The 20,854-nt window shown below is 76.7% G+C and carries 23 protein-coding genes; 9 read left to right on the top strand and 14 right to left on the bottom strand.

The window, feature by feature from the left end:
• Window positions 1–30 precede the first annotated feature (30 nt).
• Window positions 31–1,158 (top strand): GNAT family N-acetyltransferase, encoded by a 1,128-nt coding sequence (locus tag GY42_RS14780; protein ID WP_236686807.1) that lies wholly within the window; start codon window positions 31–33, stop codon window positions 1,156–1,158.
• 206 nt (window positions 1,159–1,364) lie between these two features.
• Here the strand turns inward: GY42_RS14780 and GY42_RS14775 are convergent, their stop codons facing one another.
• The 10 genes from GY42_RS14775 to GY42_RS14725 form a co-directional block, all read right to left on the bottom strand.
• A complete protein-coding gene (locus GY42_RS14775) occupies window positions 1,365–2,279 on the bottom strand; it encodes a nucleotidyl transferase AbiEii/AbiGii toxin family protein (protein WP_236686806.1) in 915 nt (304 codons plus the stop codon).
• Window positions 2,276–3,373, bottom strand: coding sequence for a type IV toxin-antitoxin system AbiEi family antitoxin domain-containing protein (locus GY42_RS18370; protein ID WP_052748418.1), 1,098 nt, complete (start codon window positions 3,371–3,373; stop codon window positions 2,276–2,278). The genes GY42_RS14775 and GY42_RS18370 overlap by 4 nt, the downstream gene beginning before the upstream one ends.
• A gap of 93 nt (window positions 3,374–3,466) precedes the next feature.
• Window positions 3,467–4,183 carry a response regulator gene (locus GY42_RS14765; protein ID WP_046529908.1) on the bottom strand — a complete coding sequence of 239 codons (717 nt, stop codon included), beginning with the start codon at window positions 4,181–4,183 and terminating at the stop codon, window positions 3,467–3,469.
• The gene (locus GY42_RS14760; RefSeq protein ID WP_236686805.1) at window positions 4,183–5,586 is read right to left on the bottom strand and encodes a sensor histidine kinase; all 1,404 of its coding nucleotides are present in this window, start codon (window positions 5,584–5,586) and stop codon (window positions 4,183–4,185) included. Before GY42_RS14760 ends, GY42_RS14765 begins: the two co-directional genes overlap by 1 nt.
• 127 nt (window positions 5,587–5,713) lie before the next feature.
• Entirely contained in the window at window positions 5,714–6,556 is an 843-nt protein-coding gene (locus GY42_RS14755) for a membrane protein (RefSeq protein WP_046529906.1), read from the bottom strand.
• On the bottom strand, window positions 6,553–7,416 hold the full coding sequence (locus GY42_RS14750) for an ABC transporter permease (RefSeq protein WP_046529905.1): 864 nt from the start codon (window positions 7,414–7,416) through the stop codon (window positions 6,553–6,555). The genes GY42_RS14755 and GY42_RS14750 overlap by 4 nt, the downstream gene beginning before the upstream one ends.
• Entirely contained in the window at window positions 7,413–8,339 is a 927-nt protein-coding gene (locus GY42_RS14745; RefSeq protein ID WP_046529904.1) for an ABC transporter ATP-binding protein, read from the bottom strand. The genes GY42_RS14750 and GY42_RS14745 overlap by 4 nt, the downstream gene beginning before the upstream one ends.
• 291 nt (window positions 8,340–8,630) lie before the next feature.
• The gene (locus GY42_RS20145; protein ID WP_046529902.1) at window positions 8,631–9,716 is read right to left on the bottom strand and encodes a cold-shock protein; all 1,086 of its coding nucleotides are present in this window, start codon (window positions 9,714–9,716) and stop codon (window positions 8,631–8,633) included.
• 185 nt (window positions 9,717–9,901) lie between these two features.
• Complete coding sequence (locus GY42_RS14730; RefSeq protein WP_046529901.1) at window positions 9,902–10,150, bottom strand: helix-turn-helix domain-containing protein; 249 nt, start codon at window positions 10,148–10,150, stop codon at window positions 9,902–9,904.
• A complete protein-coding gene (locus tag GY42_RS14725) occupies window positions 10,147–10,878 on the bottom strand; it encodes a hypothetical protein (protein WP_046529900.1) in 732 nt (243 codons plus the stop codon). Before GY42_RS14725 ends, GY42_RS14730 begins: the two co-directional genes overlap by 4 nt.
• A gap of 155 nt (window positions 10,879–11,033) precedes the next feature.
• Between GY42_RS14725 and GY42_RS14720 the strand changes: the two genes are divergently transcribed.
• Together GY42_RS14720 and GY42_RS18365 are read left to right on the top strand one after the other, a co-directional pair.
• Window positions 11,034–11,609, top strand: coding sequence for an RNA polymerase sigma factor (locus tag GY42_RS14720; RefSeq protein WP_052748417.1), 576 nt, complete (start codon window positions 11,034–11,036; stop codon window positions 11,607–11,609).
• The gene (locus GY42_RS18365; protein WP_052748416.1) at window positions 11,606–12,679 is read left to right on the top strand and encodes a CU044_5270 family protein; all 1,074 of its coding nucleotides are present in this window, start codon (window positions 11,606–11,608) and stop codon (window positions 12,677–12,679) included. The genes GY42_RS14720 and GY42_RS18365 overlap by 4 nt, the downstream gene beginning before the upstream one ends.
• Window positions 12,680–12,697: 18 nt before the next feature.
• On the opposite strand, the gene GY42_RS14710 is transcribed toward GY42_RS18365, so the two are convergent.
• Window positions 12,698–12,919 (bottom strand): DUF2180 family protein, encoded by a 222-nt coding sequence (locus tag GY42_RS14710; protein ID WP_046529899.1) that lies wholly within the window; start codon window positions 12,917–12,919, stop codon window positions 12,698–12,700.
• The gene (locus GY42_RS14705; RefSeq protein WP_046529898.1) at window positions 12,916–13,560 is read right to left on the bottom strand and encodes a sugar O-acetyltransferase; all 645 of its coding nucleotides are present in this window, start codon (window positions 13,558–13,560) and stop codon (window positions 12,916–12,918) included. The genes GY42_RS14710 and GY42_RS14705 overlap by 4 nt, the downstream gene beginning before the upstream one ends.
• Before the next feature lie 89 nt (window positions 13,561–13,649).
• Between GY42_RS14705 and GY42_RS14700 the strand changes: the two genes are divergently transcribed.
• The 5 genes from GY42_RS14700 to GY42_RS14680 all read left to right on the top strand — a co-directional run bounded on the left by GY42_RS14700 (window position 13,650) and on the right by GY42_RS14680 (window position 17,996).
• Window positions 13,650–14,861: an ROK family transcriptional regulator gene (locus GY42_RS14700; protein WP_046529897.1), complete on the top strand. Its 1,212-nt coding sequence runs from the start codon at window positions 13,650–13,652 to the stop codon at window positions 14,859–14,861.
• Between the two features lie 110 nt (window positions 14,862–14,971).
• Complete coding sequence (locus GY42_RS14695; RefSeq protein ID WP_046529896.1) at window positions 14,972–15,361, top strand: VOC family protein; 390 nt, start codon at window positions 14,972–14,974, stop codon at window positions 15,359–15,361.
• 74 nt (window positions 15,362–15,435) lie between these two features.
• Window positions 15,436–17,151 carry an FAD-dependent oxidoreductase gene (locus GY42_RS14690; RefSeq protein ID WP_046529895.1) on the top strand — a complete coding sequence of 572 codons (1,716 nt, stop codon included), beginning with the start codon at window positions 15,436–15,438 and terminating at the stop codon, window positions 17,149–17,151.
• On the top strand, window positions 17,148–17,510 hold the full coding sequence (locus GY42_RS14685) for a rhodanese-like domain-containing protein (protein WP_082131582.1): 363 nt from the start codon (window positions 17,148–17,150) through the stop codon (window positions 17,508–17,510). Before GY42_RS14690 ends, GY42_RS14685 begins: the two co-directional genes overlap by 4 nt.
• A 213-nt stretch (window positions 17,511–17,723) precedes the next feature.
• Window positions 17,724–17,996 carry a metal-sensitive transcriptional regulator gene (locus GY42_RS14680; protein ID WP_046529894.1) on the top strand — a complete coding sequence of 91 codons (273 nt, stop codon included), beginning with the start codon at window positions 17,724–17,726 and terminating at the stop codon, window positions 17,994–17,996.
• Window positions 17,997–18,048: 52 nt separating this feature from the next.
• Here the strand turns inward: GY42_RS14680 and GY42_RS14675 are convergent, their stop codons facing one another.
• The gene (locus GY42_RS14675) at window positions 18,049–18,999 is read right to left on the bottom strand and encodes a sigma factor (protein ID WP_236686804.1); all 951 of its coding nucleotides are present in this window, start codon (window positions 18,997–18,999) and stop codon (window positions 18,049–18,051) included.
• 225 nt (window positions 19,000–19,224) lie between these two features.
• Between GY42_RS14675 and GY42_RS14670 the strand changes: the two genes are divergently transcribed.
• Window positions 19,225–19,533: an antibiotic biosynthesis monooxygenase family protein gene (locus GY42_RS14670; RefSeq protein WP_046529893.1), complete on the top strand. Its 309-nt coding sequence runs from the start codon at window positions 19,225–19,227 to the stop codon at window positions 19,531–19,533.
• Between the two features lie 298 nt (window positions 19,534–19,831).
• Here GY42_RS14670 and GY42_RS14665 read toward each other — a convergent pair whose 3' ends face one another.
• A complete protein-coding gene (locus GY42_RS14665; RefSeq protein WP_046529892.1) occupies window positions 19,832–20,848 on the bottom strand; it encodes a serine/threonine protein phosphatase in 1,017 nt (338 codons plus the stop codon).
• Between the last annotated feature and the right edge of the window lie 6 nt (window positions 20,849–20,854).

Genomic DNA, 20,854 nt, shown 5'->3' with positions numbered 1-20,854 from the left:
CGACGCGACGGCCCTCGCTAGCGTGCCCGCGTGAGCGCCCACCCGACCCCGCAGACCCGCCGCGCCACGGCGGCGGACGTGCCCGCCGTGCTCGACCTCGACCACGCGACCGGGGGCACCCTGACCGGCGACGACGTGGCCGCGTGGGCGTCGACGGGTGCGCTGCGCGTCGCCGAGACGGCCGACGACGTCGTCGGGTTCGCGGTCGTCGTGCGGCACTTCTTCGGCCACGACCTGGTCGAGCTGGTCAAGGTCGCGCCCGCCGCACGGCGCCGCGGCGTCGCGACGGCGCTGCTCGCGCACGTGTCCGCCACGCGCGCGACGGCGAAGGTCTTCACGTCCACGAACCTGTCGAACCGTCCCATGCAGGCGGTGCTCGACGCGGCCGGGTGGGCGTGCGTCGGCGTCGTCGACGGACTCGACGCAGGGGACCCCGAGGTGTTCTACGCCGCGCCGCCGGTCGCCGCGGACCCCGTGCCGCTGCCGCCCGTGCCCGGCCGCGTCCCCGTGCGTGAGCGCACCGTGCACGTCGTCACGCACCCCGAGGCGACGCACCACGTCGACGGCCTGGTCGGCGGGCAGTTCGACTCCGACCTCACGCCGCTGGGCGGACGCCAGGCGGCGGCGATCGGGGCGGCGCTGCGGGCGCGCATCGCCGTGGGCGCGAGCGTCGCCGTCGCGTCGTCGGACCTGCTGCGCACCCGCCGGACCGCCGAGGTCGTCGCCGCGGCGCTCGCCGTCACCCCCACGTTCGACGCGCGGCTGCGCGAGAAGTCCTACGGCGAGGCAGGCGGCCGCCCGCAGGCGTGGCTCGACGCGCGCTTCGTGCCGCCGCCCGCCGTCGGCGACCGGCTGCGCCACGACGAGGGCGTGCCCGGCGCCGAGACGCGCCTCGACCTCGCGGTGCGCGCGTACGCCGCGCTGACCGACCTGCTGACGCTCGACGTCGACCACCTCGTGGTCGTCACGCACGGCTTCACCGCCGGGCTGCTCGTCGCGGCGTGGATCGGCATGCCCGTCGCGTCCGCCGGGCACGTCGCGTTCCCCGTGCCGTCGGGCAGCATCACGACGCTGCGCGAGGACGGGTACTTCCACAACCGCGCGGTCGTCACCGTCGGCGACGTCGCGCACCTCCGCACACCGGCTCCGCGGCCCTGACCGGGCCGGCGGAACCCGCAGGCGAGTTCATGCGGGTCGTGACCGCGACGACGGGGACCTCGTGGACCAGACACCCGACGTCGCGGGCCGACTGCCGGAGCCGCTCGTGCGTGGCTTCGCGTGACCTCGCAGTGTCCGCGGAACACCGACCCGCGCAGCGTCGTCGGGGATTCCAGCGGCCGCTGAACCGCGGCCCCTGCCCCGTGTCAGCCGAGCGGGCTCCAGACCTGGCAGTCCGGGTCCCAGCGGTGACCTGTGGCCGCGTCGGTCAGGGCCGGCTCGAGGAATGCCGCGACGAGGCTGACCGCTGCCTCGAGGTCGTGGAGCCCGTCGCAGTGAGGCGTCTTGGCTGCCAGTGGCGGGTAGGTGGTCGCCCAGGCCGGCGGGACGGCGAAGGTCTCGCTGGCCGGCAGCCGCCGGTGCAGGCGCTCGGCGACGATCGCGTTGTGCAGCGCCTCGCCGTCGACGGCCTGGGTCCGGGCGAACACGACGAGATCGACGAGGTCGCGCGCGCGGCTGGAGCGGGCGCCGTCGGCGTAGACGGTCTCGGTGGCGGCGAGCTTGTCGGCGACGTGATCGACGACGGGGTAGGCCCGCACCGTCGGCGCCTGCACACCCGGCAGCTCCAGCGGCAGGCTCGAGCGCACGACCTCCGGCTCGGCAGTCATCAGCGAGCCGGTGACCAGGTCGACCCCGAATGCCTCACACCTGCGGGTGCCGCAGTACGCGTCGATCTGCACGCGGTGGCCCGCGACGTCGGGCTGCTGGCCGGCCCCGCCGACGGGACGCACGGTGCCGACCACGAACCGGAAGTGGTCCTCGAGGTCGACGGCCACGGCCGCGCGCAGCGCCTCGAGCGCGTCGTCGATAATGCCGAGGCTGCGCAGGAGGTCGACATCCTTGCTGTGCCGGGCGTCGTTCACGCGCGCGAGCACGGCGGTGCCGCCCTTGAGCACCCAGGGCGAGCTGGGGTCGGCGAACACGCGGGCGAGGAAGCGGTCGTAGACGAACCGGCGGACCAGCTCGTTCGTCGGGCGCCCTGTCTCCTTGGAGGCGACGCGTGCGCGATCGCTGATGGCGCGCCACATCGCGACGCCGTCGCGGTACCCGGTGACGTTCACAGCTGATCCTCGTCTTCGTCGTGTTCGTCGTCGTCGTGCTCGTGGACGTCGCCGTCGGCAGCCGCGGCCGTGGTCTGGGCGGCGGTCTGCAACGCGAGCAGGATCTGCTGCAGGGCGGCTTGGTTCTCCGGATCCTCGAACCAGGTCGCCATCCGCTGGCGGGTGTCCGGGCTCGGCAGGGCGGCCGCGATCCGGGCGCGCGCAGCGTCGACGCCGGGCAGGAGCGTGCCGGCGATGGCCTCGTTGATCGGCGCAACCCTCGCTCGGGTTCGCTCGGCCATGCTGGCCAGACGGGCACGCACCTCGGGGTTGCTCGCTACGACGCCGACGAGCGTGACGAGGTCCTCGACGAGCTTGACGCTCTCGGGAGACAGGACCAGGCGGTCGTTCAGGGAGCGGGCGACCAGGTCGACGCCGGCGTCGGAGCCGACCAGGCGGTCCCCGAGCTCACGTGGGGCCAGACCCCCGGCCTGCAGCAGCCGGGTCGTCAGCGCGGCAGCGTCACCGGACTCGTGGCGTCGCGCGACAGGCTCGAGCGCGCGCACGAGCGCTCGGCCGTCGGCCGATCCCTGACGCACGGCGTCGGCCGCGACCTGGCCGACGTGTTCGAAGTCGTGGCCGGCGGCCAGGAGGTCGGCGACCGTACGCGCCGCTGTGGTGACGGGCAGACCTGCCACCACGGTGACGTCGGCCGGCGCCAGGGTCGCGCGGTGCACTCGCACGCCGGGGCGTGTGGACTGGTAGCGGGTCGACAGGGTGAGCTCGTGCTCGTCGGCGAGCAGGTCGCCGAGGCCGTGCAGCTGCGCGGCGGAGGCATGCGAGACGACGCCGGCGCCGATCGGGTCCGCCAGGCGATCGGTTACGGCACGGCGCGGCTGCAGCGCGACCCACGCCGTCCGCAGCCCGAGCAACTCGTCGCCCAGGACCGCCGGGGTGGCGTACACGCCGTGCGCGACCCGATCGAGGATGCCGGCGTCGACCAGACGGGCCAGCGTCATGCGCGAGACCCCGACCTCCTGCGCTTGGGCGGTAGTCACCAGCCCCCACTGCGCAGCGGCGAGCTCGGTGAGCGTCGCGAGATCGGACGTGCGCATGCTGCAAATGTAACGCCTAGGGTGTGACAATCACAGCACCAGCATGGTCTGCGGTGGTCTTGCGGCCTCCGTAGAGGACGCCGCGCCGGCGGCTCAGGCGCGGCGTGGCGTGCTGCCGGCCAGCCCGCACTCGTAGGCGATGATCACGGCCTGCACGCGGTCGCGTGCGCCGAGCTTGGCGAACACGTTGCCCACGTGCGTCTTCACGGTCGTCTCGGACACGTACAGCTCGGCCGCGATCTCGGAGTTCGACGCGCCCGCCGCGATGAGCCGCAGCACGTCGAGCTCGCGCGGGGTGAGCGCGCCCAGGCGCGGGTCCTCCCCCGGCTCGGCGACCTCGCCGCCCGCGGGCAGGTGCGGTGCGAACAGGTCGAGCATGCGACGCAGCACGCGCGGCGCGACGACCGCGGTCCCGGCCGCGACCGTGCGGATCGCGTCGACCAGCTCACCGGGCGCGGCGGACTTCAGCAGGAACCCGCTCGCACCGGCGCGCAGCGCCGCGAACGCGAGGTCGTCGACGTCGAACGTCGTGAGGACCAGCACGCGGGACCCGGGGTGCTCGGCGACGACGCGCCGCGTCGCCTCGATGCCGTCCACGCCCGGCATGCGGATGTCCATGAGCACGACGTCGGGCGTCAGCGCCGCGACCTGCGCGAGCGCGGCGCCGCCGTCGGACGCCTCCCCGACGACCACGAGGTCCGGCTCGGACTCGATGACCAGCCGGAACCCGACGCGCACGAGCGCCTGGTCGTCCACGAGCAGCACCGTCGTCGCGGGACCGCCGTCGCGGCCCGTCGTCGTGCCGGCCATCACGCACCTCCGTCGTCGTCGGACCACGGCAGGACCGCGTGGACGCGCCAGCCGCCGCCGGGGCGCGGGCCCGCGTCGACGGTCCCGCCCAGCAGCGCCGCGCGCTCGCGCATGCCGAGCACGCCACGGCCCGACCCGGGCCCGTCGCCCGGGCGCGTGCCGCCGGCGTCGAGCACGTCCACCTCGACGGCCGTCGGCGTGCGGCGCACCGTCACCTCGACCGACGGGGCGCCCGGGGCGTGCCGCAGCACGTTGGTCAGCGCCTCGCCGAGGATCCGCAGCACCGCGAGCCGCACCGCGGTGTCCTGCGGCAGCGGCGTGTCCAGGCCCGTCGCGGTGACCGCCAGGCCCGTCGCACCGAAGCGCTCGACGACCGTCGCGAGACCCACCTCGGCGGGGTCCTGCGGCTGCTCGCCACCACCCGGCACCGGCTCCGTCGCGGCCGGGCCCAAGGCCCCGAGGACGCGCTGCATGTCCCCCAGCGCCGCCCGGCCGGTGCGCGCGACCTGCCGCACGGCGTCGCGCGCGCGGTCGGGTGCGCGCTCGAACGCGGCGTCGGCGCCGTCGGCCAGCGCGACCATCACCGACACGTTGTGCGCGACGACGTCGTGCATCTCGCGCGCGATGTGCGCGCGCTCGGCCGCGCGGGCCAGCGCGGCGCTCTGGTCACGTTCGCGCGCGAGCGCGCGGTAGCGCTCGACGAGCTCCTGCACGTGCAGCCGCCGCGAGCGCGTCGCGGACCCGACGGCCACGCCGAGCAGGACGAGCACGAGCAGCAGCAGCACCGAGCCCATCCGGCGCCCGGGCGAGAAGTTCGGCTGCGCGAGGAACTGCTGCGGCTCCCACAGCGGGGAGGGCACCGACCCCGCCCACGCGAGGATCTCGATGAGGCCGAGGTCCTGCCAGCGCCACACGGCCCCGACGACCACGACGAGCACACCGCCCGTGACGGCCCACGTGGTGCGGGGCTCGCGCGTGGCCGCGACGCCCGACAGCGCGACGGCCAGGCACAGCCCCAGGACCCCGAGCACGCCGGCGACCAGCAGCGACGCGATCGACAGCCCGACGAGCAGCACGGTCGCGACGAGCGGGCGCGTACGACGCAGCACGAGCACCGCGGCACCCAGGACCGTCCCGGCCACCCACGTCCAGGCCACCGTGCGCTCGATGCCCGAGTCCCGCGGGTACAGCCCCAGGTACCGCGCCCCCGCGGCCCCCTCCCACCCGAAGCCCGCACCGACGAGCCCGACGGCCACCACGAGGACGACGACCACGACGTCGACGAGCCACGGCCGCGCGCGCACGAGCCGCGCGAGCGCGGTGCCGTCGCCGACCTGCTCCTCGGTGAGCGGCGCCGACACGGGTGCGACGGGCTGCGTCGCCGGCGCGCGTCGGACCACCACGCGCCCACTCTCCCACCCCCGCGCGGGGTCGTGCCCGGGCGGGACGACGCGCGCCACCTCGCGGCGGACGCCCGGCGCGACGCCAGGCCGAGCGACGGGCACGCCGCCCGTCGGTGGGCGCGCCCGGTCAGCGGACGTCATGCCGCACCAGGCGGTACCCGGCGGCGGCGAGCACGACCACGACCCACACCGCGAGCACGACGCCCCCGCCCCACACGCCCAGCCGGGGGCCGCGCGTGGCGGCGTCGAGGGCGGCGATCGCCGCGTCGTCCTGCAGCAGGCGCGCACCCGCGGACGGCAGGGACGCGCGCAGCGTGTCGCTGAAGCGGCCCGGGTTGGCGGCGAGGAGCTGGTCGCCGAGGAGCACGAGCACGAGACCGCCGACGATCGCGCCGGCGGGGCGTCGCAGCAGCGCACCGAGGCCGAGGCCGAGCAGCGCGACGCCCACCCCGGCGAGCACGAGGCCGAGCAGCGCCCGCGCGGTGCCGGGCACGGCGAGGTCGAGCGCGGGGGCGTCGGCCGCTCGCGCCGGGACCGTCGCGACCCACGACGCGACGAGCGCGAGCGCCCCGGTGACCAGCGCGACGACGGTCGTGACGACCACCTGCGCGAGCAGCACGGGCAGCCGCCGCGGCACGGCCGTGAACGTCGTGCGGGCCGTGCCCGTCGTGTGGTCGGCCGTCGCGACGAGCGCCCCGAGCACGAGGAACCCGAGCTGCGCGAGCACGAAGCCCGACGTGACGACCCACGAGCCGGACCGCCCGTCGCCGGGCCGCACGAACAGCCCCAGGCCGTACGCGACGGCCGCGGCGGCGGCGACCGTGCCGAGCACGAGCCAGCCGTTCGTGCGCAGGCTCGTGAACCGGGTCGTCTCCGAGCGCAGCACACGCGGGAACGTGGGCCCGCGGCGGGCGGGGGCGCCGCACACGGCACCCCCGTCCGCACGTCGCGCGGTGACCAGCGCCGTCATCGCACGTCCCGCAGCCGCAGCCGCAGCGCCGCCGCGACGAGCAGCACGAGCACCCACGCGGCCAGCACGAGGCCACCGCCCACGGGGCCGATGTCCGGGCCGCCCTCCATGGGGCCGGACGACGCGGGGAACGTCATGAGCTGCGCGGCGCCGCCGGGCGACAGGACCATGAGCGTGCCGCCGACCGTCACCTGCGCGACGGGCTCCAGCACGGCCGGGTCGGCGGGGAGCGGCGGCGGGCCCACCATCGTCAGCAGCACCGGGAGGACCAGCGCGACGACGAGCGTCGTGACCATCGCCGGGACGGTCCGGCGCAGCAGCACGCCGATCGCGAGGCCCAGCAGCGTCAGCCCGACGACGAACAGGCCCATGCCGAGCATGACGCCCGGGGTCTCGCCGGCCCAGAGGTCGACCTCGATGCCGCGGCGCGCGGCCGGGGGCAGGATGCCCACGACGCTCGCGGCGACGCTCAGCACCGCGACCACGGCCGCGAACGCGGCGGTCACGAGCGCCTGCGCCGCGACGACGGGCCAACGACGCGGCACCGCCGTGAACGTGGTGCGTGCGGCACCCGTGCGGAACTCGCCGGCGCCCGCGAGGACCCCCAGCACGAGCGCCCCGACCTGGGCGAGAGCGAGACCCGTGCCCAGCGAGTCGACCGGGTCGAACCCGAGGTCCACCGAGGACGCCTGCGCGCTGAGGTACGTGATGACCCCGGCCACGACGACGGTCACGCCGCCCGTCCACCAGGACGCGCGCAGCGACACGAGTTTCGTCCACTCGGAGGCCACCACGCGCGGGAACGTCGGCCCGCGGCGAGCGTCGGACCGCACGTCGGGCGCGGCCACCGCCGCGCTCACCGCGCACCGCCCGAGGCCCCGGCCGCCCGGTACTCGACCGCGTCGGCCGTGAGCTGCAGGTACGCGTCCTCCAGCGACACCTGCTCGGCCGCGAGCTCGAGGACCGCCGCACCGCAGCGCTGCGCGGCCGTGCCGACGTCGTCGACCGTGGCGCCGCGCACGTGCAGCGCACCGCCCTCCTGGGGTGTCACCTCGGCGCCGGCGGCCAGCAGCTCACGGGCGAGGCGCTCGGGGTCGGTCGTGCGCACGCGCACCGTGCCGGCGCGCTCGGAGCGGTCGACGACCTCCTGCACCGACGCGTCGGCGAGCAGCCGCCCGCGGCCGATGACGACCACGCGGTCGGCGCACAGCGCGAGCTCGTGCATGAGGTGCGACGACAGCAGCACCGTGCGGCCCTCCGCGGCGAGCTCGCGCACCAGGCGGCGCACCCACAGCACGCCGTCGGGGTCGAGACCGTTGACCGGCTCGTCGAGGACGAGCGTCCGCGGGTCGCCCAGCAGCGCACCCGCGATGCCGAGCCGCTGGCCCATGCCCAGCGAGAACGTGCCCGCCCGGCGGCGCGCGACCGCCTCCAGCCCGGTCTGCTCCAGGACCTCGCGGACCCGCGCCCTGCCGATGCCGTGCGTCTGCGCGAGCGACAGCAGGTGCTTGTACGCCGTGCGCCCGGGGTGGACCGAGCGCGCGTCGAGCATGACGCCGACCGCGTGCAGCGGCGCCGGCAGGTCCGCGTACCGACGCCCGTCGACACGCGCGGTGCCCGACGTCGCACGCTCCAGCCCGACGACGACGCGCATGGTCGTGGACTTGCCCGCACCGTTGGGGCCCAGGAACCCCGTCACCGTGCCCGGCCGCGCGGTGAACGTCAGCCCGTCCACCGCCGTCGTGCTCCCGTAGCGCTTGGTCAGCGCCTCGACCTCGATCATCACGTCTCCTCGCCCGTGCCGACCCCTCGTGGGGCGTCCGTCGGCGACGCTACGGAGACGCGGGGGTGCGCCAGCACCTGCCGCGAGAGGAGACCGCGGGGGCGCCCTTCTCCTCCCACGGGAGGAGACCCGTCCCCCGGCGGGCGCCCCCGCCACCCCCGCCATCGGGAGAGGACGGTGCGGACGTCGGGGAGGACCTCGACGGAGACCCGACCGGGTACGCCGTCGAGATCGAGCTGGAGACGTGAGAGCCGTCGGTGGGTGCCGCGAGGGCACCCACCGACGGGACGATCAGAGCAGCTCGACGCCGTCGGCCTGCGGGCCGCGGTCGCTCTGGCGGACCTTGAAGCGCACGCGGTCGCCCTCGTAGAGCGCCTCACCGCCGCGGACGACGGACACGTGCACGAACAGGTCGTCGCCGCCCGCGTCGGGGCGGATGAAGCCGAATCCGCGGTCGGCGTCGTAGCGCGCGACGACGCCCTCGCCGCCGCGCGCGGGCGCACCCGAGGACCGGCGGTCGGAGCCACGGTCGCCACCGCGGTCGGAGCCCCCACGGTCTCCGCCGCGGTCGTAGCCGCCGCGGTCGGAGCGCCCACGGTCGCCGCCCCGGTCGTAGCCACCGCGGTCGGACCCGCGGTCGAACCCGCCCGAGCGGCCGCGGTCCTGGCCGCGACCCGCGGGGGCCGACGACCGGCGCGGGCGCGTCCCGCCCACGAGGCGCACGTCGGTGGCCTGCGGGCCGCGCTCGCCCGCGACGACCGTGAAGCTGATGCGGTCGCCCTCGGCGAGCTCGGTGACACCTTGCAGCACGCGGGCGTGCACGAACACGTCCTCGCTGCCGTCGTCGACCGTCGCGAAGCCGAAGCCCTTGTCGGCGTCGTAGAACGTGACGGTGCCGTCGGCGCCGTCGTCCTTGCTCGCGGCACCGGCACCCGCGGGTGCCGCGTCGGGGCCGAGCGGCAGCAGGTGGTCGGCCTGCGGGCCCTTCTCGCCGGGGACGACGAGGAACGCGACGCGCTGACCCTCGGTGACGACCCCGCCGCCGACGATCGCGGACGAGTGCAGGAAGATCTCGGCGCCGTCGCCGTCGGGCGTGACGAACCCGTAGCCCTTGGTGGGCTCGTACCAGCTGACGGTGCCGAGCCGCCCGAGCGACGCGTCGGCCGGGACGTCGCCCGTGACGCGGACCTTGCGGGCGACGGGACCGCGGTCGCCCTCGCCGAGCTCGTACTCGACGGTCTGGCCCTCGCGCAGGCCGCGCGAGGAGTCGCCGACGATCTCGGACGCGTGGACGAACAGGTCCTCGCCCTCGTCCTCGAGCGCGAGGAAGCCGAAGCCTCGCTCGGTGTCGAACCAACGGACGGTGGCCTGGGGCATGACGACTCCTCGACGAATGATGCTGGTGCTGCCGTCCAGTGTCGCCGACGCCTGACGTCGGGGCCGTCTCGCACGGAGACGGTCGGCCCACGCTGTGCGGCTCGCCGCGGACCTGCCGGCCCGTTCACGCGGGCACGACCCACCGAGTCTGCCACGCTCGCGGGGCTGCGCCCGGGTCCGCCCGCTCAGCGTGGAGCCGCGGCGCCGGGCGGCTCGACGTCCAGCAGGTCGCCCGGGCGGCAGCCGAGCGCGTCGCACACCGCGGTGAGGGTCGAGAACCGGATCGCGCGGGCGCGGCCGTTCTTCAGCACCGAGAGGTTCGCGACCGTCACGCCGGTGAGCGCCGCGAGCTGGACGAGGGTCATCCCGCGGTCTTCCAGCAGCGCGCCGAGACGGCTGACGACGCGGTGCGGCTGCGGGTCGTCCTCGCTCACACGAGCCCCGCGGTGTCGGCGGCGACGCGCGTGCCCGTGCGGGTGGCGCCCGCGAGCGCGGCGAGCAGCAGCGCGGGCAGCAGCGGCCACCAGGTGACGCGCAGCTCGGGCACGAGCCAGCCCGTGGGCATCGGGAACTCGCGCAGCGGACCGGTCTCGGTGAGCCGCGGCGCGGCCTCGACGAGCGCGACGACGTCGTGCGCGGCGACGTACGGCCCGACGGTGACGACGACCCACGCGCCGACGACCACGGCGGCGGCGACCGCGAGGCGGCGGGCGTTGCCGCGTGCGAACGGGTCGCCCGCGGCGGTGCTGCGCAGCACGGGGACGAGGACGAGGACGACGGCCCCCGCGGCGACGAGGCCGCCCCAACCCGGCACGGTCGCGAGCAGCGCGGTGAGCGTACCGGCGTCGGTCACCTCGGCGACGGGGCCGTCGACGTGCCGGACCGGCAGCGGCTCTCCCCCGGGCCACTCGTCGGCGGCCGCGGCGGGTCCGCACCCGGCGCTGCCGTCGGCGGGCCAGCCCGCGACGCACGGCACGACCTGGGTCGAGGACGCCGGGGCGTCCGGGCCGAGTCCGACCGGCACCTGCACCGCGCTCCAGCCCATGACTGCCGTCGCGAGCCCGTAGACGATCGCCATCCACGCACCGACCGTCGCCACGCCCACCGCCACGGCGGGGCCGATGCGCCGTCGGGTGACCTTCTCCTGCACGTCCGTGTCCATCCACGCCCCATCTCGACAGTCGATGCGTTCCACCCTTCTCCATATCGGTAAACGAGATGGAACCTTGAGGGTGCCGGGCGCTCCGGCTCCTCGACCCGCTGCGAGGATCGCGGCGCACCGGTAACACCTCGGGGCGCGCCGGGAACGACGGGGGCATGGAGCAGATGAGCCGCGACGCGCGGCGCGACGAGCGCTGGTTCGAGGAGGTGTTCGTCGCGCACGGCAACCAGGTGCTCGCCTACGCGCGTCGGCGGGTGCCGCAGGACGCGGACGACGTGGTGGCCGAGGTGTTCGCGACGGCGTGGCGGCACCGGTCGCGCGTGCCCGACGAGCCGCTGCCGTGGCTGTACCGGACGGCCGCCCACCACGTGCTGCACAGCCACCGGTCGCGCGGCCGACGCGCCGCGCTCGCTGCGAGGACGGCGGCCCTCGACGCACCGGACCGCCGACCCGAGGACGTCACCGACGGGATCGTGGAGCGGCTGGACCGCGAGTCGCTCGTCGCGCGGGTCCTGGCCGACCTGTCGCCGCGCGACGCGGAGGTCCTGCGCCTGTGGGCGTGGGAGCAGCTCAGCACTGACGAGATCGCCTACGTCCTCGTCATCAGCGGCACCGCCGCGCGCGTGCGGCTGCACCGCGCCCGGCGTCGCGCCGAGGCCGCGCTGCGCCGCGCGACCGCGCCCTCACCCCTGGACCTCGTCCTGCAGCCCGCCACCGAGGAGAACCGATGACCAGCACCCTGCTCGACCAGCTGCAGGACGCCGACCCGGCCCGCGGGCTGGCCGGCCACGACGACACCCGGCTGCGGGCGACGGCCCGGGAGGTGCTGCGCGACGCCCGCGAGGGTGCACCGGCGCGGCCGGTCGCGCGCCGGCTCGCCGCGCTCGCGCCCGTCGCCGCGGTCGCCGCGGCGCTGCTCGTGGTCGCGCCGGCGCTCACGGGCGGCCGCGGGGCCTCGGCCGAGGCGGCGGCGCTGCTGGACGAGGCGGCGACGCACGTGACGTCGACCGACCCCGTCGCGGGACCGGACGACTGGTGGGAGGTGCGGACCACGGGCTTCGGCACGGCGACCCTCGACCTGCCGTCGGGTCGGGTCACCATCCGGACGTCGCGCGAAACCACCGCCTACCTCGCGGTCGACGGGTCGCGCCCGAGCGTGGTCGTCGACGGCCCGACCCACCGGGTCCGGCAGCTCTCGGGAGCACCCCTGACGGACCAGGACCGCGCCGCCTGGGAGCGAGACGACCGCCGCGTCTGGACGTCCGACCTCGCCCCTCGTGATGCACCGGGCCACTGGGGGCTGCCGCACCCGGACTTCCTCGCCGCACTGCCGCGGGACACGTCGGCGCTGCGCGAGCGGATCTACGCGGACGTCGACGCCGCGGGCGGCGGCGAGTCGCGCGACGGCCGCGCGTTCGGACTCGTCGCGGCGACGCTCCGCACGGGTGTCGCGCCCGCCGACCTGCGGGCCGCGCTGTACCGCGTGCTCGCGACCGTGCCGGGCGTCGAGGTGACGGACCGCGACGCGCGGGTCGGCCCGGGCGCGGGGGTCGCGTTCGGACGGCTGGAGTCGACCGACGGTCGGCGCCGCGAGCTGGTCGTCGTGCCGTCGACGGGTGAGCTGCTCGGCGAGCGCGAGGTCGCGACGCGCGGGTTCGACGGCGTTCCGGCGGGCACGGTCACGGGTGAGACCCGGGTGGTCCGGTCGGTGGTCGACCGCGTCCCGGACGACGTCGTCGCCGAGGCCGAGGTGTGGCGCTGCCGCGTCACCGACGACGGCGTGACCGCCTGCTCACCGTGACGGCAGGGGCGGCCCGGGTCACCGCGACCCGGCCGCCCCGGCGGGCTGGACCCTCGCGGAGCACGCCGTGCACGTCAGCCGACGCGTGCGGCGCTCGACCGGGTTGCCGACGCTGCTGACGCGCACGACGTCGACGGTCTCGTGCGTGTACTCGGGGCACGTGCCGGCGCCGCAGCCGGAGCACACGGCGGTCGCGGGGCGCGGGGCGCCGCCGCGTGCAGCGCACTCGTGGCAGCTCACGCCGTCACCTCGGCGGCGCGCGCGAGCTCGTCGTCCTCCGTGATGGGGCGCAGCACGCGGCACGGGTTGCCGACGGCGACGACGCCGGGCGGGACGTCGCGCGTCACGACGGACCCGGCGCCGATGATCGCGTCGGAGCCGATGGTGACGCCGGGCAGGATCGTGACGGAGCCACCGATCCACACGTTGTCGCCGATGGTGACGGGGCCGACGCGCTCCCAGCCCTCGAGGCGCCGCACGCGGCCCTCGGCGTGGTTGGGCGTGTAGATGCTGCACCGGGGGCCGATGAGGCAGTCGGCGCCGATCGTGATGCGCCCGCCGCCGGTCACGAGGAAGTCCTTGTTGATGAAGGTGCGGTCGCCGATGCTCAGGCCCACGCCGTAGTCGAGCGCGAACGGCGGGCGCAGGTCGATGTCGTCCCCGGCCCCGGGCACGAGCTCGCGGAACAGGCGGCGGGCCTCGTCGGGGTCGTCGTAGAAGATCCGGCTGATGCGGGCGCAGGCGGACTGCGTCTCCCACGAGAGCCGCTGGAGCGCGGGTGAGACGCGGTACCGGATCCAGTCGCCCGCGAACTGGTCGCGCACGTCGTCGTGCTGGGCGGCGAGCACCGCGACGTGCTCGTCCCGTCGATTTGTTGTCATGCAAAACATATTAGGGAGGCCGACCGTCGCCCCACAAGACCCGCTGTGCCACGACCCGCCCGCCGGACCGCGACCTACGATCGGACGCGATGACCCCCCGCCCGCCGACGCCGCCCGCGCACCCCGCCGGCGCCGCGCCCGACCCGTCCGGCAGCGACCGCGACGACCTGCGCCGACGCAACCTCGCCGCCGTGCTGCAGGTCGTGCACCTGCGCGACGGCAGCACACGCGCCGACCTCACGCGCGAGACCGGCCTGCACCGCTCGACCGTGCGGGCCCTGGTCGCCGAGCTGGTGCGCGCGGGGATCGTCACGGAGGACCTGGCCGCACCGTCGGGGGGCGTCGGGCGCCCGAGCCCGCGCGTGCACGCGACGGACGCGACCCGCGTGCTCACGCTCCACCCCGAGCTCGACGCGACGCACGGCGCGCTCGTCGGCCTGGGCGGGCGCGTGCTCGCGCGCGCCCGCGTCCCGCACGACGCACCGCCGACCCCCGACGACGTGCTCGCCGCGGCGCGCGAGCTCCGCGACCGGCTCGCGCCGACCGGCCCGTTGCGCGGCGTCGGCGTGGCCGCGCCCGGACTGGTCGACCGGCGCACCGGGACCGTCGTCGTCGCACCCCACCTGGGCTGGCGCGACGTCCCGCTCGGGCCGCTGCTCGCCGCCACGCTCGACGCACCCGTCGCGGTCGACAACGACGCCAACTGCGGCGTGGTCGCCGAGTCGCTGTTCGGCGCGGGGCGCGGCGCACGGGCGGTCGTCTACCTCAACGGCGGCGCCTCGGGCATCGGCGGATCGGCGGCGGACGCGGGCGTGCTGACCGTCGGCGCGCACGGGTTCGGCGGCGAGATCGGGCACACGCTGGTCCGGTCCGCGGGTCGCCCGTGCCACTGCGGCGCGGACGGCTGCCTCGAGACCGAGGTGTCGCGCGCACGCCTGCTCGCGGCGCTGGGCGACGTGCCCGCCTCCGAGCTCGAGCCCACGCTCGCGCGCGTCGTCGCGGCGTCCCCGTCGACGGCGCTCGCCGAGATCGACCGACAGCTGGGGTACCTGGGCGTCGCGCTGCGCACGGTCGTCAACGTGCTCAACCCCGAGCGGATCGTGCTGGGCGGGTTCCTCGCCGCGCTGGTCCGCACGCGTGGGACCGCCGCGCTCGACGCCCACCTGGCGCGCGCGCTGCCGGGTGCCCGGGAGGACGTCCGCGTCGTGACGGCCGCGCTGGGCGCGGACCTGCTCGCGGTCGGCGCGGCGCAGCTCGTGCTGCGCGACGTGCTCGCCGACCCGCTCTCGACGGGCCGCTGACCGCCGGCACCGAGCACCCACATCCTCGCCGGACGCGTCGAAATCCCTGGTGAGAGGGTCGACGGCCGCCCTAGCGTCGGCGGCACCGACCCCTCGGACCGGAGGTTCCCATGGCCACGCTGCAGGCGACCCACCCCGTCTTCCCCGTCCCCGACGTCGCGGCGACGGCCGCCTGGTACCGGGACCGCCTGGGGTTCCGGGTGGTGGAGTACCTGGACGCCGCGGAGCCGCACGTGTGCCTGTACCGGGACGGCGTCGAGATCGTGCTGACGTCCGCGCCGGGCGTGCCGGTGGTGCCGCACCGCGAGCGGTACGGCTTCGGGTACGACGCGTACGTCATCACCGACGACGCGGCGGGGCTGCACGCCGAGCTGCTCGCGGCGGGTGTGCGGGTGGTGCGCGCGCCGGGCCTGACCGACTACGGCAACGTCGACCTGGTGCTGGAGGACGTCGACGGGCGCTGGCTGGGGTGCGGCATCAAGGTGCGCGCCCGGGACTGAGCGCGAGCGGCGGGCGGGTCCGCGGCGCGACCTGCGCACGTGGCGAGATATACCCCCGGGGGTATCTTGGAGCCATGTCCCCCACCCCGGAACCCGCACCGCGACGCCTCGTCGTGGTCGGCGGCGTCGCCGGCGGCATGAGCGCCGCGGCCCGCGCCCGCCGGCTCGACGAGTCCGCGTCGATCGTCGTCCTCGAGCAGTCCGCGCACGTGTCGTTCGCCAACTGCGGCCTGCCGTACCACCTGTCCGGCGAGATCGAGAGCCGCGACTCCCTGCTGCTGCACACCCCCGCGTCGCTGCACGCCGCCCTCGCGCTCGACGTGCGCACCGGCCACCGCGTCACCGCGATCGACCGCACGGCCCGCACCGTCGCCGTCGCCACCGCCGACGGCACGTACGACCTGCCCTACGACGCGCTGCTGCTCGCCCCCGGCGCGGTGGCCGTCCGGCCGCCCGTCGACGGGCTCGACCACCCCGCGGTGCACACGCTGCGGACCGTCCCCGACCTCGACGCGCTCACGGCGCGCGTCGCGGCCCTGCCCACGGACCGCCCGCGCCGGGCCGTCGTCGTCGGCGCCGGGTTCATCGGCCTCGAGGCCGTCGAGGCGCTCGCGCACCGCGGCCTGGACGTCACGCTCGTCGAGCTCGCCGACCACGTGCTGCCGCCCCTCGACCCCGAGCTCGCCCCGCTGCTGGCCGACGAGCTGCGCGCGCACGGCGTCGCGCTGCACCTCGGCGTCGCCGCCCGGTCCGTCACGACCGGCGCCGACGGCGCCGCGCTCGTCACGCTCACCGACGGCACCCGGGTGCCGGCCGACCTCGTCGTCGTCAACGTCGGCGTGCGCCCCGCGAGCGACCTCGCGCGCGACGCGGGCCTCACGCTCGGCGCCACCGGCGCGATCGTCGTCGACGCCGACCAGCGCACGTCCGACCCGCACGTGTGGGCCGTCGGCGACGCGGTCGAGGTGACCCACGCCGTGACCGGCGCCGTCGGCCCCGTCCCGCTCGCGGGCCCCGCCAACCGGCAGGGCCGCCGTGCCGCCGACGCGATGCTCGGCCGCCGCACCACGCCGCAGGCCCCCGTGCTCAGCACCGCGATCGTCCGGGTGTTCGGCCTCACCGCCGCCGTCACGGGCGCGAGCCAGGCCGCGCTCGCCCGTGCCGGCATCGAGCACGAGGTCGTGCGCGTGCACGGCGGGCACCACGCCGGGTACTTCCCCGGCGCGCAGGCCGTGCACCTGGTCGCGTCGTTCGCGCCCGACGGCCGCCTGCTCGGCGCGCAGGCCGTCGGCCGCGCGGGCGTCGACAAGCGCATCGACGTGCTCGCGACCGCGCTGCGCGCGGGCATGACCGCCGACGACCTCGCCGAGCTCGAGCTCGCGTACGCGCCGCCCTACGGCGCCGCGAAGGACCCCGTGAACATGCTCGGGTTCGTCGCGCAGAACGTCCTGGACGGCACCATGCCGCAGTGGCACGCCGCCGACCTCGACGCCGTGCGCGCGACGCACCTCGTGCTCGACGTCCGCACCGCCGCCGAGCACGCGCGCGGCCACCTCGCCGAGGCGCTGCACGTGCCGCACACCGAGCTGCGCGACCGCCTCGACGAGGTGCGCGCGGCAGCGGCCGGCCGGCCCGTCGCGGTGCACTGCCAGAGCGGCGTCCGCGCGCACATCGCGACCCGCGTGCTGCTGCACGCCGGCCTGGAGGCACGCAACCTCTCGGGCGGCTGGCTCAGCCTCGTCCTCACCCACCCCGACGTCGTCCGTCCCCTCGAAGGAGCCCGCTCATGAGCCTGCGCGACGTCCTCGACCGCCTGCGCGGCCGCACCCGCGACGACGGCGCCCTGCCCACCACGGTCGACGGCCCGCGCGCCGTCGCGCTCGTGCGGGAGGGAGCCCAGCTGCTCGACGTCCGCGAGCGCGCCGAGTGGCGCACCGGTCACGCGCCGCAGGCCGTGCACGTGCCGCTGGGCGACGTCGCCGACGCGCCCCGACGCCTCACCGCCGGCACGCCCGTCGTCGTGATGTGCGCGTCGGGCATGCGCTCGCGCACCGCGGCCAAGCAGCTGCGCGCCGCGGGGATCGCGGCCACGAGCCTGTCGGGCGGCATCGGCGCCTGGCAGGCGGCCGGCGGCGCCGTCCGCCGCTGAGCCCGCCCCACCCCACCGACCCACGACGTACCCTCACCCCACCCCCACCCGGAAGGACCCCCACCATGTGCAGCCCCGCCACGTGCCAGACCTGCGGCAAGGTCACCTGGACCGGCTGCGGCCAGCACGTCGACGCCGTCATGGCCGACGTGCCCCGCGACCAGCAGTGCACCTGCCGCTGACGCGGCACCCCACCGTCGACAGGAGGACCCCGTGGAGCTCGACCCCGCGGAGATGACGAAGGTCGGCAACCGGCTCAAGCGCGCCCAGGGGCAGCTCACGGCCGTGATCCGGATGATCGACGAGGGCAGCAGCTGCGAGGACGTCGTCGTGCAGCTGTCGGCCGTGTCGCGCGCGCTCGACCGCGCCGGGTTCGCGATCATCGCGTCCGGCATGAAGCAGTGCCTCACGGAGCCGCAGGACGCCGACGCCGAGCCGACGCTCGACGTCGCGAAGCTCGAGAAGCTGTTCCTGTCGCTCGCGTAGGACCCGCCGGACGCACCGCGCCCGCCGCGCACACCCCGGCGCGGCGGGCGCGTCAGGCGGGCACGCGCCAGCCGCGCAGCCGGGCGGGGTCCCGCACGACCCACAGGTCGACGACGCGCCCGTCGCGCACCCCCACGCCGACGACCGCGAGCACCTGCCCGCCGTCGTGCGCGAGCAGCGCGGGCTCGCCGTTGGCGACGACCCGCGCGAGCGCGAGCCCGGGCGCCCGCTCGGCGACGCCCGCGAGCAGCTCGGCGACCGCCGTCGCGCCGACCACCGGCGCCGCGGGTGCGCTGACCACGCCGCCGCCGTCGACGACGGCGACGCACGACGGGTCCAGCACGGCGACCACGGCGGCGACGTCACGCCGACGCCACGCGTCGCGCAGCGCGTCCACCACGGCCGGGTCGACCGGCGCGCGCCGTGCGGGCTCGGCCCCGACCCGGCGCCGAGCCGACGACGCGAGCTGCCGGCACGCCGCCGGCGAGCGTCCCAGCACGTCGGCGACCTCGGCGAACGCGTACCCGAACACGTCGTGCAGCACGAGCGCGACCCGCTCGGCGGGCGTGGTCCGCGCGAGCACCACGAGGAAGGCGGTGCGCAGCGACTCGTCGGCCGTCAGGAGGTCGGCGGGGTCGCCGGCCCCTGCCGTGGCGGCACGGCTGGTCCACGCGGCCCCCGGGACCGGCTCGGGCAGCCGCTCGCCCGCGGAGCGCTCGCGCCGCACGCGGGCCGATCGCAGCACGTCGAGGCAGACGCGGCTGCACACCGTCACGCGCCACGCGGTGGGCGTCACGACCCGGGCGCGCTCGGCCGCGGGCGTCGCGAACCACCGCACGTACGTCTCCTGCACGGCGTCCTCGGCCTCCGCGACCGACCCGAGCAGCCGGTACGCGACGTCGAGGAGCAGCCGCCGGTCGTCGTCGGGGCGCGGCTCCTCCACCTGCGCCGCGCTCGGCGCACCGTCCGGCAGCACCCCCGGTGCGTCTCGGTCGTCGTGCACCCGGCCCCCTGCCGTCGCGGCTCGCCGTGTCGCACCGCCGCACCGCGTCGGGGCGCGGACCTGTGCCCACGCCACGCTAGCGGCCCGTCCGTCCTGACGTCCCGGGGTCCTGCCTCGTCATGACGTGCGTGAGCGCCGTCGCCCTGCGGTGCGCACGGCCGCCCCGCGGCCACCCACGACGTGCGGACCGGCCACGGCCCGCACCCGGCAGGAAGGACGTGGTCCATGACCACCGACAACGGCATCACCTTCGTCAACGTCGTCGACGTCGACCCCGCGCGGCAGGCCGAGCTGGTGGCCCTGCTGCAGGAGGGCGCGGAGCGCGTGATCCGGCACCGCCCCGGCTTCGTCTCCCTGACCCTGCTCGCGAGCACGGACGGCTCGCGCGTCGTCAACCTCGCCCGCTGGCGCAGCGCCGACGACGTGCGGGCGACGCAGGCCGACCCGGCCGCCGCCGAGTACGCGTCCCGCACCGCCGCCATCGCCGGCGCACGTCCGGGCCTCTACACGGTGGCTGCGCAGTACGACGCGTGACCGGCGGCCCGTGACGGGCGCACCACCGCGCCCGCCACGGGCACCGCTCGGCCCTCGCGCCGGACGGCCGGACCTCCCTCGCGGCGACGGGCCCGTCGTCGGGTGCCCGTCGTCGGGTGCCCGTCGCACCCCCGGTGCGGCACCCCGCCGCTGCGTCCCCCGGTGCGGCGCGTCGTCCCGCCTCGTGGACGGCGCGCTCGTCGAGACCGGGCTGGCGGTGCTCGCAGCGCGCAGAACGGCACTGAGCCCGGTGTCGCGCAGGGGGCGTCCCAGGTGCTGGACGACGTCCGGCGGCCGGTCAGCCGCGCGTCGGGGCGTACCGCGCGTCGAGGTCGCCGTCGTGCAGCCGCGCGACGAACGCGTTCATGCGGGCCGCCGCGGCCGCGTGCCGCGCGAGGACGCCCGCCACCGGCGCCGGGACGCCGGACGGGACGCCGTACGTCGCGCACCGCCGCACGTACGCGTTGCGCTCGACCGGTGGCCCGGCCGTCGGCATCGGCACCCCGCACACGGTCGTGACGAGCCAGTTCACCAGGCGCATGGCGACGTAGTCGGCGTCGTGGTCGACGTTCGCGGCGACGAACGCACGCTCGTCGTCGTCCAGCTCGAACCGGGCCGACGTCGCGAGGCCGAAGTCGACCAGGGCGAGCCGGTCGCCGTCGGCGCGCAGGTTGCCCAGGTGCGCGTCGAGGTGCAGCAGCGCGTGGCGACGGAGGAACGCGACGACGTCGCCGAGCTGCCGCTCGACGCGCTCCGCCGCGGCCACGGGGTCGGGCACCGTGTCGAGCAGGGGCGACGGCACGTGCTCGGAGAGCAGCACGAGGCTCGACGTCGCGGCCGCGAGCTCCTCGAGCCGCTCGCGCACGGCCGGCGACCCGCCGAACTGCGCGACCACCGCGTCGACGTCCCGCTGCTCGTCCGCGACAGGCGGGCGGCCCGGCAGCACCCGCCAGTGGTGCAGCAGCGCGAACCCCTGCGTCTCCCCCGCCAGCACGCCAGCGGTCACGACCTGGTTCGCGGCGAGCTCGCGCCACGCGCCGACGCCCGGCCCGGCCAGCGGGAACATGCCGTACCGGCAGGCCATCGGCAGACCGTGCAGGTCGGCCGTGCTGCCCGGGTGCGCGAGCTCGCGCTCCGTGACGGGCACGCGCTTGGCGAAGACGGGCACGCCGTCCACGTCGACGACCGACGTGCCGCCGCCGACGCCCACCGAGCCGTCGGTTCCGTCGGCCAGCAGCGCGCCCAGCGCGTCGTCGTCGAGCGCCGCGAGGGCGGCCGCGACCCGGTCGTGGCGGGCACGACGGTCGGCGAGCACGGGCCG

This window comes from Cellulomonas sp. FA1, from assembly GCF_000986825.1.
GTDB lineage: Bacteria > Actinomycetota > Actinomycetes > Actinomycetales > Cellulomonadaceae > Cellulomonas > Cellulomonas iranensis.
Note: the sequence above shows the minus strand (reverse complement) of the source record. Positions and strands in the feature narration are given on the sequence as shown.

Excerpts from the sequence above, each read along its gene's own strand:
- GY42_RS18370 (WP_052748418.1), bottom strand. The coding sequence starts at position 3,373 with ATGCGCACGTCCGATCTCGCGACGCTCACCGAGCTCGCCGCTGCGCAG.
- GY42_RS14765 (WP_046529908.1), bottom strand. The coding sequence starts at position 4,183 with ATGGCCGGCACGACGACGGGCCGCGACGGCGGTCCCGCGACGACGGTG.
- GY42_RS14755 (WP_046529906.1), bottom strand. The coding sequence starts at position 6,556 with ATGACGGCGCTGGTCACCGCGCGACGTGCGGACGGGGGTGCCGTGTGC.
- GY42_RS14745 (WP_046529904.1), bottom strand. The coding sequence starts at position 8,339 with ATGATCGAGGTCGAGGCGCTGACCAAGCGCTACGGGAGCACGACGGCG.
- GY42_RS20145 (WP_046529902.1), bottom strand. The coding sequence starts at position 9,716 with ATGCCCCAGGCCACCGTCCGTTGGTTCGACACCGAGCGAGGCTTCGGC.
- GY42_RS14725 (WP_046529900.1), bottom strand. The coding sequence starts at position 10,878 with ATGGACACGGACGTGCAGGAGAAGGTCACCCGACGGCGCATCGGCCCC.
- GY42_RS14720 (WP_052748417.1), top strand. The coding sequence starts at position 11,034 with ATGGAGCAGATGAGCCGCGACGCGCGGCGCGACGAGCGCTGGTTCGAG.
- GY42_RS18365 (WP_052748416.1), top strand. The coding sequence starts at position 11,606 with ATGACCAGCACCCTGCTCGACCAGCTGCAGGACGCCGACCCGGCCCGC.
- GY42_RS14705 (WP_046529898.1), bottom strand. The coding sequence starts at position 13,560 with ATGACAACAAATCGACGGGACGAGCACGTCGCGGTGCTCGCCGCCCAG.
- GY42_RS14700 (WP_046529897.1), top strand. The coding sequence starts at position 13,650 with ATGACCCCCCGCCCGCCGACGCCGCCCGCGCACCCCGCCGGCGCCGCG.
- GY42_RS14695 (WP_046529896.1), top strand. The coding sequence starts at position 14,972 with ATGGCCACGCTGCAGGCGACCCACCCCGTCTTCCCCGTCCCCGACGTC.
- GY42_RS14690 (WP_046529895.1), top strand. The coding sequence starts at position 15,436 with ATGTCCCCCACCCCGGAACCCGCACCGCGACGCCTCGTCGTGGTCGGC.
- GY42_RS14685 (WP_082131582.1), top strand. The coding sequence starts at position 17,148 with ATGAGCCTGCGCGACGTCCTCGACCGCCTGCGCGGCCGCACCCGCGAC.
- GY42_RS14670 (WP_046529893.1), top strand. The coding sequence starts at position 19,225 with ATGACCACCGACAACGGCATCACCTTCGTCAACGTCGTCGACGTCGAC.